At 42.0% G+C, this 19,205-nt stretch carries 14 protein-coding genes, 2 pseudogenes and 1 riboswitch; of the genes and pseudogenes, 7 read left to right on the top strand and 9 right to left on the bottom strand.

The genetic code is table 11. From position 1 onward, the window contains the following. The first annotated feature begins 295 nt into the window (after positions 1 to 295). Positions 296 to 2,026 (top strand): AAA family ATPase, encoded by a 1,731-nt coding sequence (locus L634_RS0109325; RefSeq protein WP_026582218.1) that lies wholly within the window; start codon positions 296 to 298, stop codon positions 2,024 to 2,026. A 196-nt stretch (positions 2,027 to 2,222) separates the two neighbouring features. Here the strand turns inward: L634_RS0109325 and L634_RS30910 are convergent, their stop codons facing one another. From L634_RS30910 to queC, 9 genes and pseudogenes are all read right to left on the bottom strand, one after another. Next, the gene (locus L634_RS30910) at positions 2,223 to 4,616 is read right to left on the bottom strand and encodes a M14 family metallopeptidase (protein ID WP_232233740.1); all 2,394 of its coding nucleotides are present in this window, start codon (positions 4,614 to 4,616) and stop codon (positions 2,223 to 2,225) included. 886 nt (positions 4,617 to 5,502) lie between these two features. Continuing rightward, positions 5,503 to 6,277 (bottom strand): annotated as a pseudogene (locus tag L634_RS30905) (divergent polysaccharide deacetylase family protein). A 90-nt stretch (positions 6,278 to 6,367) separates the two neighbouring features. Next, a complete protein-coding gene (locus tag L634_RS0109300; RefSeq protein ID WP_026582216.1) occupies positions 6,368 to 7,441 on the bottom strand; it encodes an ABC transporter substrate-binding protein in 1,074 nt (357 codons plus the stop codon). Further along, positions 7,438 to 8,241, bottom strand: a complete 804-nt coding sequence (locus tag L634_RS0109295; RefSeq protein ID WP_026582215.1) for an ABC transporter permease — start codon at positions 8,239 to 8,241, stop codon at positions 7,438 to 7,440. Before L634_RS0109295 ends, L634_RS0109300 begins: the two co-directional genes overlap by 4 nt. Beyond that, on the bottom strand, positions 8,241 to 9,044 hold the full coding sequence (locus L634_RS0109290) for an ABC transporter permease (RefSeq protein WP_026582214.1): 804 nt from the start codon (positions 9,042 to 9,044) through the stop codon (positions 8,241 to 8,243). Before L634_RS0109290 ends, L634_RS0109295 begins: the two co-directional genes overlap by 1 nt. After that, positions 9,034 to 10,140 carry an ABC transporter ATP-binding protein gene (locus L634_RS0109285; protein WP_026582213.1) on the bottom strand — a complete coding sequence of 369 codons (1,107 nt, stop codon included), beginning with the start codon at positions 10,138 to 10,140 and terminating at the stop codon, positions 9,034 to 9,036. The genes L634_RS0109290 and L634_RS0109285 overlap by 11 nt, the downstream gene beginning before the upstream one ends. Before the next feature lie 154 nt (positions 10,141 to 10,294). After that, entirely contained in the window at positions 10,295 to 11,026 is a 732-nt protein-coding gene (gene queE, locus L634_RS0109280) for a 7-carboxy-7-deazaguanine synthase QueE (RefSeq protein ID WP_026582212.1), read from the bottom strand. After that, on the bottom strand, positions 11,019 to 11,495 hold the full coding sequence (gene queD / locus L634_RS0109275; protein WP_026582211.1) for a 6-carboxytetrahydropterin synthase QueD: 477 nt from the start codon (positions 11,493 to 11,495) through the stop codon (positions 11,019 to 11,021). Before queD ends, queE begins: the two co-directional genes overlap by 8 nt. 3 nt (positions 11,496 to 11,498) lie before the next feature. After that, on the bottom strand, positions 11,499 to 12,158 hold the full coding sequence (queC, locus tag L634_RS0109270) for a 7-cyano-7-deazaguanine synthase QueC (RefSeq protein WP_026582210.1): 660 nt from the start codon (positions 12,156 to 12,158) through the stop codon (positions 11,499 to 11,501). 52 nt (positions 12,159 to 12,210) lie between these two features. Beyond that, positions 12,211 to 12,253, bottom strand: a riboswitch (PreQ1 riboswitch). 647 nt (positions 12,254 to 12,900) lie between these two features. Between queC and pxpB the strand changes: the two genes are divergently transcribed. The 6 genes and pseudogenes from pxpB (at position 12,901) to L634_RS0109235 (ending at position 19,203) form a co-directional block, all read left to right on the top strand. Further along, positions 12,901 to 13,614 (top strand): 5-oxoprolinase subunit PxpB, encoded by a 714-nt coding sequence (gene pxpB / locus L634_RS0109260; protein WP_026582209.1) that lies wholly within the window; start codon positions 12,901 to 12,903, stop codon positions 13,612 to 13,614. Further along, complete coding sequence (locus L634_RS0109255) at positions 13,608 to 14,609, top strand: biotin-dependent carboxyltransferase family protein (RefSeq protein WP_026582208.1); 1,002 nt, start codon at positions 13,608 to 13,610, stop codon at positions 14,607 to 14,609. The genes pxpB and L634_RS0109255 overlap by 7 nt, the downstream gene beginning before the upstream one ends. An 11-nt stretch (positions 14,610 to 14,620) precedes the next feature. Then, complete coding sequence (locus L634_RS0109250) at positions 14,621 to 15,391, top strand: LamB/YcsF family protein (protein ID WP_026582207.1); 771 nt, start codon at positions 14,621 to 14,623, stop codon at positions 15,389 to 15,391. Between the two features lie 296 nt (positions 15,392 to 15,687). Then, entirely contained in the window at positions 15,688 to 16,830 is a 1,143-nt protein-coding gene (locus L634_RS0109245) for an NRAMP family divalent metal transporter (RefSeq protein ID WP_232233739.1), read from the top strand. 20 nt (positions 16,831 to 16,850) lie between these two features. Then, positions 16,851 to 17,641, top strand: a pseudogene (locus L634_RS30900) (putative hydro-lyase). 239 nt (positions 17,642 to 17,880) lie between these two features. Beyond that, complete coding sequence (locus L634_RS0109235) at positions 17,881 to 19,203, top strand: M14 family zinc carboxypeptidase (RefSeq protein WP_026582205.1); 1,323 nt, start codon at positions 17,881 to 17,883, stop codon at positions 19,201 to 19,203. Positions 19,204 to 19,205: the final 2 nt, after the last annotated feature.

Raw genomic sequence — 19,205 nt, 5'->3', positions numbered from 1 at the left:
TATATAGTCATAAGTTCTATTATTAATGATTTTCCTTTTAACTTCCAATCATATGAATTTACGGAAAAATAATTGAGACGCAGAGAGGGGAACCTGGATTGGGAGGAGCGAATATCCTTCATTTTTGTCACACTTTTTTCACAATTATGTCTCTTTTCAAACTTGTTATAATACAGTTTCGCGGTTAATTTATTATTTTTCCATAATTTACAACGTTTAAAAAGTGTAAAAGCCTATAAATAACATTCCTTTTTCCTTATAATGTAGTTATGTTCTTCTATAAGGAGGGAATTAGTTGAAATCACGTTTACAGAAACCTTCAACGATTGTTTTGCTTTTATTGGCGGTCACGGTGATTTTGGCAGCGGTTATTTGGACCGTTCAAGCAGGAAAAAAGGATGTGACAGTCCCATTTTCTACTGTGGAAAAGCTTATTGCCTCCCAGGATGGAAAAACTGTTGCAATACAGGAATATAAAAACGGTAAACTGCTGATTACTGCCCCTGATGGAGAGTATATTTCACATGTGCCTCCAAATAGTGAAATGGTAGATAAATTAGTAGAAACCTATAATATACAATATACTTTTGCAACTACAGGACCTTATACGCCTTGGATTCTTGGCGGGTTTATCCTATTATTAATTGCTATTGGAATATACCTATACAAATCCGGAAAAGGCGGAATGGGTGCTACAAATACAATGAAGCAAAGTGTCTCAAAGCCTAAGCCTCTTCCTTCCATTTCACTTGATGATGTCGGCGGTATCCAGGAAGAAATGAAAGAGGAAATTATGCAGACCCTTTCTATTTTAAAGGAGCCTGAACGCTCTCTGAAAATGGGCATTAAGCCGCCGAAAGGAATTCTTTTATACGGACCTCCGGGAACAGGAAAAACACTGCTGGCACAGGCAATTGCCAAGGAACTTGGCGCAACGTTCTTCTCCACCAGCGGATCTGGGTTTAATGAACTGTTTGTCGGAGTGGGTGCTTCCCGTGTAAGGAACCTTTTCCAGAATGCGAGAAAGCATGCACCTGCTGTTGTCTTTATTGATGAAGTGGATGCACTTGCAGGCCGTCGCAAGCAGCATGGCGGAGAAGAAAGCGAAAAAACATTAACAGAATTGCTTGTCCAGCTTGATGGCGGACATACAAATGAGGGCATTTTGTTTATCGCTGCAACAAACCGGAAAGATATGCTGGATGAAGCATTCCTTCGTCCAGGACGCATTGACTTCTCCTTCAATGTTCCGCTTCCAGACACAAAGGGCCGAAGAGAGATTATCAATATTCATACAAGAAACCGGCTGCTTGCTGAAGATGTCATGACAACCCTTGGTGATTTGGCTGAGAGTACTTCTGGTTTCTCTGGCGCAGACCTTCATTCCTTATTTGAAACTGCAAGCCGAAGAGCTGTTCGGAATGGCCAGGAAATTATTTCAAAGGAAGATTTAGATTATGCGCTTGACCGCACGATTCTTGGAACAACTACCCGTGCTCTTCAGGATTCTGGAACGAAGCAGCGTGTTGCCATCCATGAAGCAGGCCATGCACTGGTAGCTGCATTAACAAAACCGGGTTCTGTGCGTAAGGCAACCATTATTCCTCGTGGTGAAGCCCTTGGATATGTAGCTCCAATTCAAAAGGAACTTCACCTGTCTACAACAAGTGAATTGCTTGATCAGGTTGCTATGATTCTGGCAGGCGGTGTAGCCGAAAGATTGATCCTTGGCGAGCATAGCATCGGGGTCAGCGGAGACGTCAAACAAGCAAAGCATATAATTGAGCAAATGGTTGATACAGGCCTGCTGGACAACGGATTCGAGCTTACGTTTAACAAAGGTCAGAAGGAAGCAAAGATGCAGGATTTATTCCGCAAAGCTTTGGAAAGATGTGAATTGTTAATTGCAAACCACCAGCGACAGTTCGAAAACCTTGTAGATGCCCTACTTGAAAAAGAAACACTGGAAGGTTCTGAGGTTCAGGAGATTGTTGGAGAATTAAAGACTGATATGATAATTGCTTAAAAGAGACCGGCCCTGAATGTGGCCGGTTTTCACCTGTTTGTTGAATGGCCGGTAAAATAGTCATTTAGGCCGATAAAATACCGGTCAATGCCCAAGTTATACCGGTATTTGTATCTTCTGCTATTCAAAGTGAGTCTTTTTTGGCAAAAACGAAAGGCCCCAGCTGGAAATGATCCTTGGCTGGGGCCTTTTAGCATTATTTAATTGTTATTTTGGCAGTATTGTAGTTGTTCCCTTTTTCAATTGGGTTATAATTTTTTTCTATGTTTCCGGCTGTGTCTGCTGAGAACCAGTTGATGGTAGTGGTTTGATCGATTCTAAGCATTTCGGCAGGTTCACGGGTGCCGCTAAGCTGCAATTTATTAGATTCAAAGGTTGGCTTGCTGCCATCAACTGTGTAGTAGATTGTGGCGGGTTCGCTTGTTTGGAATTCTACTTCTACTGGGCCATTAAAGATGCCTTTTCCTGGAACAGCTTTTGTAGACGGAGGCTGTTTATCTTTGGAATGATTATAGGCAACCTCGATCAATCCGATTAGCCCGTTGGCAAACTCCATTGCTTCTTCATGGCCTTCTTCAAAGTCTGGCTGGAAACCGACTGCTCTCCATCTGTTTGCTTCTGCATCCCATAGATCAGCGCCCACTTCGAAGTTCCAAGCGTAGATGCCTTTTTCATACCATAAATAATCAGCAGAGTTGCCGGCTGCAGAGTACAATACATCAGGAATCGGACCTGTACGGCTTGGCAATATGACAGTACCGCGGTGATCCTGGATCTGGTTTAAAATGTGGCCGGATGCTGCCCAATAAAAGGATTCTTCACCAGCAGATGGCCTAGGCAATGTCGTACGATCAGCATCATATGCTCCAGGTGACCACATGAAGTATCCGCCGTAGCTGTGGATGTTCATCGCAAATTTGATATTCGGATTTTGGTCTGCAAGCCAAACTAAATTTTTTGCCTCTGGCTCTGAGGTTTCTTCTGGTCCCGCATAAGTTGTACTCCTGCAGTTTGTAGTACTCGCACCAATATATCCGTCGAAAGCTGAACCAACTGAGTGGTTGCGGTTCAAGTCGACGCCCCAGTTATTTCGATATGCAGGATCTGATGATGTTGGTCCGCAATGGTTCGTCATGTTTTTTCTTTGCATATTGTAGTCATAGAAACTATAGTGGGCTCCATCCGGATTTACAGATGGTACTAAGAAGATATCAAGATTATCTACCAATTTTTTTGTTTCCCCATCATGTGCATAGTTTCTTAGCAAACGCTCTGCTGTTTCTATCGTAACAAGAGGTGTTACCCATTCACGGGCATGTTCCTGTGCATATCCAAGGACACCAGGTTTTGAGCCATCGCGATGCTTTCCGATTCTAATTGCTTTTACAGTAAAGGGTTCTCTTGAAATGTTATCCGGTGCCTTAAGGTTATCTGTTAACTGCGCTGCGGCAGGTTTGACAATTCCATTTCCGCTGTCTCCTCTGTATGTACTAGCTGTCACCAGATTTCCTGCTCCGGCATTAATGGCAGCAGCAACATCTCTGGCAGCACTTATAATGTTACCCGCGCCATCTGTAGCCGGCTGAACCATAATATGATCCTCTTCAATTGTTACATTAAGAGGAGAGTTGCTATTCCCGGCATTTTTGATTTCTACTGAAATATCATTGCCGCCTTCATGCCCCCAAGCCTTTGATGTAACTACCAAGCTATTATCCGTATGACTTCCGATGACAGCTTGTGCGTGCCTCCTGTAACCGTTTGTTTTATTTGGCATTTCGATAATTTCAACCAATTCAGGAAATTCCTCTGCCAATTTTTCAGCCCGCTCATAAAGTTCAGTCGGATCCATATAATGGTCAATAAAGTCTTTAACATAATGTTTTTTCGGATTGCCTGGTTTCTCCTCGCCAAGCCATTCTGTTACAGATAAACTTGCCGTTGCGCCGAGATTGCTGTCCACTTTCACCTGCTCGGGGATCTGATCAACCGGTAAAAGCAGAGAATGATATAAATATTCACCCATATCTGAAACCCTTTCAAGTGTGGCGGATTTATCAACCCCATCCTCTGCCCAGTATGCTGTCAAAGCAGTGCTCGATGCCTCCCCTGCACTGGACTTTGCTTCAATGTATAAAAATGTGCCTGATTGATTAGTAAAATGGTTTGCCCTCAGGATTTCTAATTGATCCTCTGCTGCAGTTATAGAACTCTCCAGCTGAAGAGCCTGTCTTCGCTGGTCAGTTCTCTCCTTCCATTGCTTTTCATTGATTAACGTATCTTTCACTTTTATTCCCTGTGCTTTTAATTGTGCGATTTCGGTAGGTGTTACCACAACATCCGCCTCAATTACTCCATCATGTACATGTACTCGGTGAGTCAAGTCGATACCCAATTCTTGCAATTTTTCCAAAGTCTCCTTATTTGGCAGTTCAACCTGTACGATGGATGCCGGCTCTTCAGCGGGTAAAGGCTCCCCCTCTTGCTGAAAAGCTGCCGTTGGAGTACTAAAGGAAGGATATACCGTTGTGAAACTCAATCCGGAAATTGCTGTAAAGACAACTAGACCGCTTTTCCACTTCTTCTTCATTGACAATAACCAGCACCTCCAATTTTTTTATATGCCAGCCCATTATAAGATTTACTAGCAAAATAAATTGTCATATTTAGACAGATACCGAAAAAACCAGCTAATATTCCTATCATCCGAATAAAAAGGATTTAAATTATGCTTAATTTCCTGCAACTATATTCGTGGATGAAGATTTAAAAACAATGGACATAAGGAGAATAGGTCAAAAGACTTTTTTTATATAAATTGCAAAATCCGGAAGCTTGTCGAATACAGGAAAGGTATTTTCTTTTTTGTTTATCATAATATTTTTATGTAAACTATATTATATAAAATAATAATAAATCTTCAAAAAAGGTTTTAATAAAGGGCTCTTCCTGGTTTTGCTTAATTATTAAAAGTTTCAGCTGATCCGCTGAAGCTGTACGGGAAAAACTTATTAATTAATAATTAAAGCATGTCATGCCAGCGTTCAGGAAGGTTTTTTGCATCGTTTTGCTCTGTTTGCATATACTATATTCACGGCCGCCCACCTCTTCTAACTTCGCTTCGTTGCGTAGACTAACCAGACCGGAATGTGGGCGGCCCCCTTGGATACCTATGCCACCACTGAACTGCATTATTGCACACCATAAAAGCTGCAAACCGCACTGGTTTGCAGCTTTATTTTTGGCTCTTTTCTCATAGATTGTTGTTTTAGTTTATAAACTTTGCCCGTTGATTTCAGCACGGGACAATTGATCTCCGCGGGGAGGAATGAGTGCCTCCTTGGCTTCGCCTGTGGGGTCTCCCTCTTCCCTCTCTTCTGAGGAGGAGTCAAGTGTGCTCCGCTGCAATCAACTCAGTTCGATAAACTAAGTTTGCCTTCAAAAAACAACAAACTTACGAAAAGAGTCCTTATTTTTTAAATTCCTTTGTCAATGAATTCGTAGCCAGGGATTAGTTCAGATAGTGGTACAATCTCGGCTTTTTGTTTATAGACAGGGATATATTCTTTCAGGACGGATACCATTTTCGTTCCTGTGATGCCTACATGGCCAATGGCTATGATCCTTTCATTTTTAACAAGCTTTTCGGCTAGCCTATCCGCCTGTTTGGTTATATGGGAAGTTGTGTAAATATCGTCGAAAAATATATTATTCTCCACATATGGAACTCCTATTTCTTTGGCTAATTTCCCTGCTACACTCTTACCAGTTGTTTTGCTGTCCAGATAAAAAAGCCCATGCTCCTTGCAGACTTCCAGAACGATTCTCATGACGCGTTCATTCTCAGTTGCCCTTGAGCCCATATGGTGATTCATCCCGACAGCGTGCGGCACTTCTTTAATAGCAGCCTCCACTCTTTTGCGGATTTCTTCATTGCTCAAATCGGTTGTAATGGCACCCGGTCCCAGCCAGCTCTTCTTCCCTCTTTTCGGTTCCATTGGCATATGAATAATAACCTCATGGCCATTTTTCACCGCCATCTCGGCATCTTGCTTAGTAGTTGGCATGAAAGGCATGACAGCTACGGTTAAGCTTACAGGAAAATTCCATCATTTCAGACGTACCCTTCATATTGTTGCCAAGGTCATCGATGACAATTGCCAGCTCCGGTTTTTGTGAAGAGGCTCCTGCCTCAGCTCCAGTAACTGAAAATGAAAAAATCAATAACAGAAAGCTATAGACTATTTTCATTATCCTCACTCCTTTTTGCTAGCATTCCCAGAGTTCAAAAAATCTTTTCAGCAAAAAACTGCCAGATACATGTCCTGGCAGTCAAAATAATTATTTCTTATGCATTTTAAATTCAAGAAACAGTTCATTATAATAAGCAAGCATTTTTTTCCCTAAGTTCTCATATACCTCAAGGCGTGCAGTCATGTCTTCATCAGGATAAAATCGCTCATCACTGATGATTTCTTCTTCCATATATTTCAGCGCCTCTTTATTTGGCGTGGAGTATCCTACATATTCGGTATTTTGAGCAGCAACCTCCGGATCAAGCATAAAATTTATAAACCGATGTGCTGCAGCTGGATTCTTAGCCGTTTTAGGGATCACCATATTGTCAAACCAAAGGTTAGATCCTTCCCTAGGTACAACATATTCAAGATTATCTTTTTCCCACATGAGTTCCTGCGCTGTACCGGACCAAACCACTCCGATGCCTGCTTCATCATTTTCCATCAGCATCCGGATTTCGTCTCCGACAATAGCCTTAATATTTGGTGTGAGCTTATCAAGTTTAGTTTTCGCTTCAACCAGGTGATCTTTGTTTTTATCATTCAGTGAGTAATGAAGACTATTCAGCCCCATTCCCATTACTTCACGGGCCCCATCAATAAGAAGGATTTGATTCTTCAGTTCATGATCCCACAAGTCATTCCAGCTTGTGATTTTTTTGTCACCCAGAATATCTGTGTTATATAAAATTCCGACAGTACCCCAGAAATAGGGGATGGAATATTCATTGTCCGGATCAAAAGGCAAATCCATGAAACGGGAGTCAATATATTTTAAGTTAGGAATTTTTGAATGGTCTACCGGCAAAAGAAGCCCTTCCTCCTTCATCTTTTCGATGGCATATTCGGAAGGAACGGCAATATCATAAGCGGTCCCGCCCTGTTCAATTTTGGTCATCATGGCTTCGTTTGAATCAAAGGTTTCATAAATCACTTTAATGCCTGTCTCTTGCTCAAATTGTTCCACGAGCTCAGCGTCAATATAATCGCCCCAGTTAAAAATGGTCAGCGTGCTGCCGCTAGTTAAACCCTGAGAAGAATTCAGACGGGATACAATGTACAGCAGGGCTAATGAAACAGCTAAAACTGCGGCGAGCGCTTGAACGAGCTTTTTCATTGCCTTACCCCCATCCCATTCGCCTTTCCATTTCGCTTGGTGATGACATAATAGCCTGCTACAAGCAAAATGGTGAAAAGAAACAGCAGTGTAGATAAAGCATTGATATTTAAGGAAACTCCCCTTCTTGCCAATGAGTAAATTTCTACTGACAGGGTTGTAAAACCGTTTCCTGTCACAAAGAAAGTTACAGCAAAATCGTCCAGCGAGTATGTCAACGCCATGAAAAAGCCTGTAAAAATGCCAGGAGTAATATAAGGCAGAATGACTTTTGACAAAACATCCCACCTGCTTGCCCCGAGATCCATCGCAGCATAGATCATGGACTGGCTCATCTCTTCTATCTTTGGCAAAACCATCAATACAACAATTGGGACGCTAAAAGCTATATGGGCCAGCAAAACAGATATGAATCCCAGATTCAGGCCAATCATTGTAAAAAGAATTAAAAAGGAGGCCCCAATTATGACGTCAGGGCTGACAATCAGCACATTATTCAGTGAAAGCAGCGTAGTTTTCACTCTTCTTTTTCTCGCATATGCTATGGCAAGCGCCCCTGCAACTCCAATGATAGTCGAAATAGCTGCAGATAGTAATGCAACAATAACAGTATTCAGAACAATGATTAAAAGCCTTGTATCATCAAACAGCTCCCGATACCATTCAAGTGTGAATCCTTCGAACTGGTACATGGTTCCGCCGCTGTTGAACGAATAATAGATCAAGTAAAATATCGGGGCATACAGGATCGCAAATACAATAGCCAAATAAATTGCCGGCAGTTTCCTGTTTTTTTTCATTATAGTATCCCCCGCTTTCTTCTGCCTGTCAGGACCATAATAAGGATCATTGCAATGATAAGGAATACCGCTATCGTCGACCCCATTCCCCAGTCCTGCGTCACAAGGAAATGCTGTTCTATTGCTGTCCCCAATGTGATTACCCGGTTTCCAGCAATGAGCCTTGTCAGCATGAACAACGACAAGGCGGGAATAAAGACGATCTGGCAACCGGCTTTAACGCCATCAAGAGTTAAAGGAAAAACAACACGCCTGAACGTTATCCAGGAGGACCCCCCAAGATCTTTAGAAGCATCCACAAGTGTTGGATTTAACTCATCTAATGAATTGAAGATCGGCAATATCATAAAAGGCAAAAAGATATAAACCGATACAAAAACGAAGCTGAAATCAGTAAAAAGGATCTGCTTGCTTCCTATGCCCATTGCCTCCAAAAAGCTGTTGGCTGCACCATATGTACCAAATATGCCAAGAAAAGCGTATGCCTTCAGGAGCAGGTTAATCCAGGATGGCAGTATGATTAATAGAAGCCAAAGCTGCTTATGTTTTGTTTTCGTCAGCAAATATGCTGTCGGGTAGGCAATTACCAAAGAAAAAAATGTAATTAAAAACGCATACCAGAACGAACTTAATGTCATTTTTAAATAGACGGGCGTAAAAAATTTCTTATAGTTTTTAAACGTAAATTGCCCTTCTATATCAAAAAAGGAATAATATAGGACAAGCAGCAAAGGTGTGATGACAAAAAGCACAATCCATAAAACATATGGTATCAAATAGAGGTTCCTTGAATTATTCCTCATGGCTTCCCTCTTCATAAGCTTCAAGCCGCTTATCAAATTCATCTTCAGTTTCCCCATGCCTCATAACATGGATGGCTTCAGGGTCAAAGTGAAGGCCAATCGAATCCCCTACAACAGCCTTTTTGGTCGAGTGGACCAGCCACTCATTTCCATCGTTGTCGCAGCAGCAGATTTCGTAGTGGACTCCCCTGAACAGCTGTGAATCCACTTTTACCTGGAGTTTGCCGTTATCAGGTGCCGTTATGGCTAAATCTTCTGGCCGGATAACGATTTCGACTTCTTCATTTGTTTCAAAACCACCGTCCACACACTCAAAGGTTTTGCCGGCAAACTGAACGCGATAATCCTGGATCATGGTTCCGCTTACTATATTCGATTCTCCGATAAAATCAGCAACAAAACGGTTGATTGGTTCATCGTAAATATCTGTAGGGGTGCCGCTTTGTTCAATAATGCCATTATTCAGTACGAAAATCTCATCCGACATGGCCAGTGCTTCTTCCTGGTCGTGTGTGACAAATATAAAAGTAATGCCAAGTCTCTGCTGCAATTCCCTGAGTTCGTACTGCATTTCGGTTCTGAGCTTTAAGTCCAGGGCAGATAACGGTTCATCAAGCAAAATGACTTCTGGTTCATTGACAATGGCCCTTGCAATCGCCACACGCTGGCGCTGGCCGCCCGACATCTCTTTAATTTCACGATTTTCATAGCCTTCAAGATTGACAAAGCGCAATGCTTCCTTCACTTTATTCTCAATCTCGGCTTTCTTCATCTTTTTAATTTTCAAGCCAAAAGCAATATTTTCGAAAACATTCAGATGGGGAAAGAGAGCATAATCCTGAAAGACGGTGTTCACCTGCCGTTTATTAGCCGGCACATGGTTAATCATTTTCCCATTGAAATAGATTTCGCCTTCAGAAGGTTCAATGAAACCAGCAATCAGCCTGAGAATGGTGGTTTTGCCGCAGCCAGATGGACCCAAAAGCGTATAAAATTTCCCCCGTTCAATTTCAAAACTTACATTATTCAAAACTGGCTCGTCATTATCATACCTTTTTGTAACGCTATCAAATCGAATAATGGTTTGATCAGTCATCTAACTCTCCCTAACTATTAGATTTCGAACTGGTATATAATGCTAAGTTCAAACGTTATAATAACATATAATTCTTGAAGACAAGCAAATTTTTCTGTAAAACGCTGCCAATTAGAAAAACCCGCACGAAAATAGGTACGGGTCTAGCAAGCTACTATACGCCTCTCTTATTGCCCCAAATATAAGTATGGAGCTGGGGAAGAACTTTTACATCTTTTAAATCGTGGTCTTTCATGGTTTTTTCAATAAGCCAATTGTATTTGGCGAGCAGCTTTTGAATAAGCTCCTGGTCATCCGCTGAAGCTGTATCATCATTTCCTACTTGCAAATAAAATGGAATGCCGGGGTATCGCTCATAAACATTTTTAGCGTACTCATAGTCTTTATCATTAAAGATGACGACTTTTAGGGAAACATTCTTTTCAGCATCGTTTCTTTTTTGCAGATTTTCGAGGATCATATCAAGGATTCCAAAATCTGTGTTCATTCCCGAACTTGGAGGCTTAGGAGAAATAGTCAGTTCGTCGACTTCTAAAAACCAATCCTGCCAGCGGCTTCCCTGGGTTTCAAGACAAATTTTTATCCTTTCTGCTTTCAGCAATGCAATAAGCTCATTAAGGTTTTTTAAAAGAGCGGGATTGCCTCCTGAGATTGTCACGAAAGAGAACCCCTCGCTGCCTAATTTCTTTAATTCTTTCCAAATCTCGTCCGGCTCCATTTGGCGGATGCTATCTTTTGCGCTTCCATCCCATGTAAAGGAAGAATCGCACCAGCTGCAGGAATAATCACAGCCTGCCGTGCGGACAAACATCGTTTTCTGGCCGATCACCATTCCTTCCCCCTGAATCGTCGGGCCGAAAATTTCAAGAACTGGGATCTTACTCAACCTCCATCCACTCCCTTCTCGCTTCTGCATAGCTTGTAGGAGTTTCATAAAGACGGACAAATTCAACTCTTGCGCCAATATATTGATCTTTCCTATTTTGAATAGATTCCGCCATTTTCTCAAAAATCCAGACAACCATGTTCTCTGCTGTCGTATTCATAGGGGGCAGTGTTTCATTCAAATATTTATGGTCCAGGTAAATCTCAATTTCATTTTTCCAGATTTCTTTAATATCGCCAAAATCGATCATCAATCCTTTATCATCCACAAATCCGCTAATACCAAAGATGACCTTGTATGTGTGGCCATGGAGGTTTTTGCATTTTCCTTCATAACAGTGCAAATGGTGGGCGGAATCAAATGTAAATTCCTTGCTGACCAATACGCGTTTGTGGTGGTACTTTAGCTGATCCCGTTTAATGTCCTTATCGATTTTTTGAAGTTTATCTACTATTCTGAATCCGTACATGGCTTAATGCTCCCCTTTCTTCTGAAGGTATTCTTCAAGCCCTTTTCTCCTTAAATGGCATGCCGGGCATTCACCGCAGCCGTCAGCAGGAATTCCGTTATAGCAGGTAAGGGTTTTTTCACGCACGTATTCAAGGGCATTCAGCTTGTCTGCCAGTTTCCAAGTTTCAGCCTTATTAAGCCACATTAATGGCGTATGAATGACGAACTGCCCATCCATCGAAAGGTTTAATGTAACATTTAGTGATTTTATAAAGACGTCCCTGCAATCGGGATATCCGCTGAAATCTGTTTCACAGACACCTGTAACGATATGCTTGGCATTTATCTGGCCTGCCAGCACCCCTGCAAAAGATAGGAATAATAGATTTCTCCCCGGTACAAATGTGGATGGAAGTTCTCCTTCTCCTCCCTCCTTCACTTCGATATCATCACGGGTTAAGGCGTTTGGAGCCAGCTGATTCAATAAAGACATATCAAGAATATGGTGCTTGACTCCCAATTCATTTGCGATTTTCCGGGCACATTCAATCTCAAGCTTGTGTCGCTGGTTATAATTAAAAGTTACTGCTTCTACTTCTGCAAAACGTTCTTTTGCCCAGAATAAGCAAGTGGTGCTATCCTGGCCTCCGCTGAACACAACAAGCGCTTTATCATTTTTCATTAGAAAATTCTCCTTTTAATAGAAAAACAGGACTACTAAGAAAGCAGACCTGTTTTCCTTAGTTTTTTAAAGAGGGTAGCTAGAACCTCTACCGTAGGCATACGGATTTCTATTTAGCTATCACTTTATCTTATCATTAATTTCTATATTTTTGTAGGCGCTTTTGTTATTGCCAAAATGTTTTATTTTTCTAAAATCGTGGAAAAGACAGTAATGCAAAGCCAAACCCAAAAGGAGGGACTGAAGCCATGATCAGGTTTACAGCGACTTCACGGTATTCATTTGGCATTGCAAAAAAAGGAACTTTTGCAAGAAGGTCAGCGGGAATGCAAGTGCAGCATAGGCCCATACTTCTCCGCTTCGGCTTGATGCAATAGAGTTCCTGTTTCTGAATCTGGAAAAAGGTGTGAACCGGCTGGTTTGCACCTTTTTTCATGGTTAGTTTTCAAAATCTGATTCAAAAAGATCCCATGCAGTAAAGTAAAAAGATATACTCCCATCCTTTTTAGTCTTCCGTTTATCCGGATAATTTGCACAAAAAGAATTTTCAGTCTATTATAGAATAATATATTTAGCTTTCCTAAGATTCTGCATATTGGAAAACACTGGACTTGTTCTAATGTGAAAGGCTGTAAATCAGGGTTGGCACCCCCTTATCAAAAGAATTAGATTTCAGTTTTCAAATAGGAACAAGAAGAAATTATTATTACAGTAATAATTTTTTATGAAAGAGGTGAAATAGTTGGAATATCGATTACACCCTTTGGGAGACAATGCTGTTCTTATTGAACTTGGGCATGAAATTAGCCAGGAATCCCATCAAAGGGTCCAAACCTTAACAGCAGCACTTGAAAATCTGCCTCCGGATTGGATGATTGAATATATACCTGCCTATACAACAGTCACTATTTTTTATGAACCTCTGCTAATCTATCAGATTTCAGATGGTTTACTTCCTTATGATTATGTTTGTTCGTTAATTAAGAACTTTCTGGAAGATCTTGAAGTGAGCTATTCTCCAGAATCAAGAGTAGTGGAAATCCCGGTATGCTACGGCGGTGAATATGGTCCTGACCTTGAGTTTGTAGCAAAGCATAATGGGATAACACCTGAGGAGGTAATTCAAATTCATTCCTCAGGTGACTATTTGGTGTATATGATTGGCTTTGCACCAGGATTCCCTTTTATTGGCGGCATGTCTGAGAAAATAGCTGCACCCCGGAGGAAATCTCCGAGACTGAAAATACCGGAGCGCACTGTTGGGATTGCCGGGATGCAGACGGGGATTTATCCGATTGAAACACCAGGGGGCTGGCAGCTGATCGGGCGCACTCCTGCTAAACTATTTCGTCCGTATGATGAGTCCCCTACTCTGTTAAAAGCTGGAGATAAAATTAAATTTAAACCTATTAGCCTTGAAGAATACGAGAAGCGGGAGGAACCGGAGTCATGCTGAAAATTGAAAAGCCGGGCCTCCTTTCCAGCATACAGGATTTGGGAAGAACCGGGTTCCAAAAGTTTGGAGTGATTGCCAGCGGTTGCATGGATCCTCTTTCTCATCGAGTAGCGAATCTGCTGACAGGAAACGATGGAAATGAACCTGCTTTGGAAATAACGATGCTGGGGCCAACGGTCACTTTCGAAAAAGACGCCCTAATCTCAATTTGCGGCGGGGATTTAAGTCCTGAAATAAATGGCAAGCCCGTCCGCTCTTGGAGGTCGGTCTTTGTAAAAAAAGGAAGTGAACTCAAATTCGGGCATTGCCGGCAAGGATGCCGGGCGTATTTGGCTGTAGCTGGCGGAATTTCCGTCCCAGAAGTCATGAAAAGCAAATCAACCTACCTTCGAGCTGGCATTGGGGGCTATAATGGACGGGCAATAAAAGCTGGGGACCTGCTTGAATTGGATGCAGCATCAGAATTATCGGGAAAAATGATGGACTATTTATCTCATCATTTAGAGCATGAATCCTTTATAGAGAATGATTGGTCTATCACGGCAGAGCTCATCCCTGCTTTCGAGTCCAATACAGTCATCCGGATCGTGAAAGGCCGGCAATATGAATTATTTTCAAAGGACAGCCGGTCAAGCCTTTTTGAAGCTTCTTTTAAAGTAACTCCCCAGTCAGACAGAATGGGTTACAGGCTAAAGGGCCCTTTCCTTTCATTGAAAGAGCCGGCGGAATTAATTTCCGAAGCAGTCAATTTCGGATCCATTCAAGTTCCGCCGGATGGCAATCCAATCGTTTTGCTCGCCGATAGGCAAACAACAGGAGGCTATCCTAAAATCGGTCAAGTGGCTTATGTCGATCTTCCGCTGCTTGCGCAGGCCAAGCCAGGTGATACCTTAAGGTTTACAGAGATTTCGCATGAAGAGGCTCAGCGGTTATATCTCAACAGGGAATGGAAACTGAAGGAATTAAAACAAGGAATACATTTGAAAACCAGATAGGAGGAATTTCAATGCATATTGTGGATATTAATTGTGATATGGGTGAAAGCTTTGGAGCATATAAGATGGGACGGGATGAGGAAATCCTGGATTATATCACTTCTGCCAATATTGCGTGCGGCTTCCACGCTGGAGACCCTGCAACAATGAGGAAAACGGTACAGATGGCTTTGAAAAAGAATGTTGGCATCGGCGTTCATCCTGGTTTACAGGACCTTTCAGGCTTTGGCCGGCGGGAAATGAGCATTACACCCCAGGAAGCTTATGATCTTGTGGTTTATCAAATCGGCGCTTTGCATGCTTTTGTTAAATCAGAGGGCGGACAGCTTCAGCATGTGAAGCCTCATGGAGCATTGTTTAATATGGCCTCCAAAAGCGCCTCCCTTTCAGAGGCAATTGCCGAGGCAGTTTACAAAGTGGATCCTGAATTAATTTTATTCGGACTCGCTGGAAGTGAACTAGTCAAAGCCGGCAAAAAGCTTGGTCTCCGCTCTGCCCATGAAGTTTTTTCCGACCGCACATACCAGGAGGATGGCACGCTGACTTCAAGGAGGGAAAGCAATGCGCTCATCACAGATCATACTGCTGCGGTCAACCAAGTGATCCGAATGGTTAAGGAAGGTAAAGTGACTTCTATTCAAGGTACGGAAGTTTCTATAGAAGCCAACACAATATGCATTCACGGGGACGGTGAAAGCGCACTTGAATTTGCTAAATATATCCCAACTGCTCTGAAGGATGCAGGGATTAAGGTAGCAAAAATTAGTGATTTTTTGAGATGAACAAGTCCTTTATGGGAAGTTGATGATATTTTGGCCTGAGTTGATGAAATTTGGCAAAAGCTGATGATAAAAATGCTTAGTTGACGATATATAGGCAAAGTTGATGATATTTTTTGCAAAGTTGGCGATAACCCTAAATTTCATTTCCTTGGATCGCCTTTTTCACAAACAAAAGGCGGTATTGGGGCCATGTTTCTTAAATTTTTATCCGAGACACTTTAAAATTAAACAAAACAGGGGGAAAATGAGTGAAAAAGCAATCAAATGCAAGTCTTTTGCTGGGTGCCGCGTTCCTGATGGCTACATCAGCCATCGGGCCCGGGTTCCTGACACAAACAACTGTATTTACTGAAACGCTCCTGGCTAGCTTCGGCTTTGTTATATTAGTATCGATTATTATTGATATTGGAGCACAAATGAATATTTGGCGGATTATTGCGGTTTCCGAGAAGCGGGCACAGGATATTGCAAACGATATCTTGCCTGGGCTTGGCTATTTCCTGGCTGCCCTGATTGTAATGGGCGGTTTGGCTTTTAATATTGGAAATATTGCAGGTGCGGGTTTGGGAACCAATGTTATTTTCGGCATCTCTCCTGAAATGGGAGCTTTGCTGAGCGGAATTCTGGCAATAGGAATCTTTATTGTAAAAGAAGCTGGAAGACTGATGGACCGCTTTACTCAAATATTAGGCTTTGTCATGATTGGCCTTACCATATATGTTATGTTCACGGCCCAGCCCCCGGTTGGCGAAGCTGTCGCCAAAACCTTTGTTCCCGATAAAATTGATATTCTAGCTATTATTACTTTAGTAGGCGGAACAGTTGGCGGTTATATTACTTTCGCTGGCGGACATCGTTTGATAGACGCGGGTGTAAAAGGAAAAGAAGCCCTTCCTGAAGTAACCAAAAGCTCCATTAGTGCAATCGGGATCGCTTCCATTATGCGAATCTTCCTATTCTTAGCTGCTTTGGGTGTGGTTTCCCAGGGGCTTGCACTTGATCCTTCCAACCCGCCTGCTTCCGTTTTCCAATTGGCAGCGGGCAACATAGGCTATAAAATTTTCGGGGTTGTTATGTGGGCCGCTGCTGTTACATCCGTGGTTGGCGCAGCTTATACGTCTGTTTCGTTCATCCGTACGTTCAGCCCTACACTGGAAAAATACCATAAATGGCTTATTGTTGCGTTTATCGCTATATCCACTCTTGTATTTGTCATCATCGGCAAACCAGTAAAAATACTCGTATTAGTTGGTTCACTAAATGGATTAATTTTGCCGATTGCATTGGGTGTCATGCTTGTTGCAGCATACAAAACAAAAATTGTCGGCGATTATAAGCATCCGCTTTGGATGACACTCTTTGGTATAGTTATCGTTATTGCCATGTCATACATGGGTGTATATTCTTTAATAAATGGCATTCCACAGCTATTTAAATAAGAGTGAAAGGGGAAATTTTCATGAATGCTCCTTCTCTGTTGAGTCCTGCTGAAGCACGTAAATTAATTCGCAGCCAAGCCTGGGACAAGCCTACTGCCGGAATGGCAAATGGCTATATTCAGGCGAACCTGGCCATACTTCCAAAGGAAATGGCCTTTGAATTTCTGCTTTTTTGCCAAAGAAATCCTAAATCATGTCCGATTATTGATGTCACTGAACCAGGATCGCCTATCCCCCCTTTGTCAGCTCCAGATGCTGACCTTCGGACGGATATCCCAAAGTACAGGATTTACCGAAACGGTGAACTGGCTGAAGAGCTAACAGACATCAGCTCTTATTGGCGAGATGATTTAGTTGGATTTCTTCTGGGTGCAGTTTTACCTTTGAGGAAGCATTGCTTAATCATCATATTCCCATTCGGCATATTGAGGAAAATCGTAACGTACCCATGTATAAAACCAATATAGAATCTGTGAAATCAGGCCGATTTGAGGGGCCGATGGTTGTCAGCATGAGGCCGATGTCAGAAAAGGATGCGATCAGAGCGGTACAGGTGACAAGCCGCTTCCCTTCCGTCCATGGCGCACCAGTTCATATTGGCAATCCGGAAGCCATCGGGATAAAAGATATCAATCAGCCTGATTTTGGAGATACTGTCACCATTAAAGAAAGTGAGGTCCCTGTTTTTTGGGCATGCGGAGTTACACCTCAGGCAGTCGCCATGCATGTGAAACCGGAAATCATGATTACTCACTCCCCTGGCCATATGTTTATTACAGACTTAAAAAACGAAGAATTTGCAATTTCTTAAGGAAAAGGCGTCCAGAAGTCCGGGCGCCTTTTTTGCATCGGCTATCTTGGTAATAATATCCTATAAGATCCGGTTCCTTTTACATAGATAAAACCTTTCTCTTCTATATCTTTTGAATCGTTTTTTTTTAAAATAAAATATTTTCAGTTAACTTTAACCCTTTCATCTATTAAACTATTTATTGAGCAACACGAAATTTTCGGTGTACATATTAAATTTAAAATTTAGGAGGATGTAGAATGAAGAAAATTTCTAAAGCAGTAATTCCTGCAGCACTGGCACTTACAATGATCTCATCATCAACTGTCTTTGCAGACCCGCAATCAAACCCGAATGGACCTTACATTGAAAATGAACAAAATATTTCTTTATCCAGCTATATGTCAAATGAAGAGCTGTACCAGAAACTTCAAAAGCTTGAAGCCTCATCTAAAGGCAAAATGAAGCTGGAAATTGCCGGCTACTCCAACCAGTCTCCTGATGGCTACCAAACTGAAGAGGATAAAGGCGAGCCATTATATGTTGTGAAATTCGGTGATGCCGATCCCAATAAAAAACGGGTACTTATCACGACGCAAATTCATGGGAACGAACAAATCGGTACAGAAGCTGCTATTGATATCATTCAAAAATTATCTTCCGGATCGAAAGAGGTAAATGATATGCTGGACAAGGTGTCTATTTGGATTATGCCTCGCATCAATCCTGAGGGGGCAGACAACCAGTATGAAGGAAAATGGTATCCAACAAGGTATACTCATCAAACCTGGCTGCCGGAGAACATTGACCTTCCGGAAGGAACTAATGCTCCATGGTACTATAACAGCGATGGAAGCGAAAGAGCTCAGAATAATAATGGGCGTATCGTTTACGGAATTCCGGGATACGACCAAAATCGCGACTACAATCCGAATTTGAATTTTAGAGTTGAAGACCAGGATAAAGAAGAAGTAGCCGCTTTTCTAAATGATAGAACCACTAATAATAGTAACTTCGGCGGATTTTATGTAACAGCTGAAGCAAGAACAGTAACAAGCGTCTTCCAGGAATTAAAGCCTGATGTGTTTGTTGATGTCCATCACCGCGGATTCAATGCGGTCTCCGATGAAGATAATCGCTCTGTACCGATGCAGCTGGCTGCAGTAGTGGCAGACCCATATACAGATCCATTTACAGGAGAACACTATGAAGTTGACGAAGATGTTCTTAAATTGGGCAAACAGATAAATGCCCTTGCTTCCGAGACATTGCAAAGGGGATTCTCTCATTATGGAGCAGTCCAGAAATATCCTGATGTCAATCTTCCAGGTACTGCACTTGGTGCCTTTGCATTAAATGATGCAGCCATTATGCTGATGGAAATTAAAGGCCAAAGCCAGACTTTAGGCCAAAAACAGGCTGGTATGCTGAAAGAAACAGTCAAGGCTCCTCTTTACGATTTATTCAATGCACTGGCAGATGGATCAATCAATGAAGTAGATCCTGCTGTGTATGACGCGATCCCAGAATCTGCAAACAGAATATCAGACCCATCTACAAGAGATACAGAGAAAGATTTTTAATT

Origin of the sequence: Bacillus sp. J33 (genome assembly GCF_000518885.1) — a bacterium.
In the GTDB taxonomy this organism is placed as follows: Bacteria; Bacillota; Bacilli; order Bacillales; family Cytobacillaceae; genus Cytobacillus.
Note: the sequence above shows the minus strand (reverse complement) of the source record. Positions and strands in the feature narration are given on the sequence as shown.

What these genes read in the sequence shown, in the direction of transcription:
- L634_RS0109235 (WP_026582205.1), top strand. Translation starts at nt 17,881, where the DNA reads ATGAAGAAAATTTCTAAAGCAGTAATTCCTGCAGCACTGGCACTTACA.
- queD (WP_026582211.1), bottom strand. Translation starts at nt 11,495, where the DNA reads ATGTACGGATTCAGAATAGTAGATAAACTTCAAAAAATCGATAAGGAC.
- L634_RS30910 (WP_232233740.1), bottom strand. Translation starts at nt 4,616, where the DNA reads ATGAAGAAGAAGTGGAAAAGCGGTCTAGTTGTCTTTACAGCAATTTCC.
- L634_RS0109295 (WP_026582215.1), bottom strand. Translation starts at nt 8,241, where the DNA reads ATGAAAAAAAACAGGAAACTGCCGGCAATTTATTTGGCTATTGTATTT.
- L634_RS0109245 (WP_232233739.1), top strand. Translation starts at nt 15,688, where the DNA reads ATGGCTACATCAGCCATCGGGCCCGGGTTCCTGACACAAACAACTGTA.
- L634_RS0109290 (WP_026582214.1), bottom strand. Translation starts at nt 9,044, where the DNA reads ATGAGGAATAATTCAAGGAACCTCTATTTGATACCATATGTTTTATGG.
- L634_RS0109250 (WP_026582207.1), top strand. Translation starts at nt 14,621, where the DNA reads ATGCATATTGTGGATATTAATTGTGATATGGGTGAAAGCTTTGGAGCA.
- L634_RS0109255 (WP_026582208.1), top strand. Translation starts at nt 13,608, where the DNA reads ATGCTGAAAATTGAAAAGCCGGGCCTCCTTTCCAGCATACAGGATTTG.
- L634_RS0109300 (WP_026582216.1), bottom strand. Translation starts at nt 7,441, where the DNA reads ATGAAAAAGCTCGTTCAAGCGCTCGCCGCAGTTTTAGCTGTTTCATTA.
- L634_RS0109285 (WP_026582213.1), bottom strand. Translation starts at nt 10,140, where the DNA reads ATGACTGATCAAACCATTATTCGATTTGATAGCGTTACAAAAAGGTAT.
- queC (WP_026582210.1), bottom strand. Translation starts at nt 12,158, where the DNA reads ATGAAAAATGATAAAGCGCTTGTTGTGTTCAGCGGAGGCCAGGATAGC.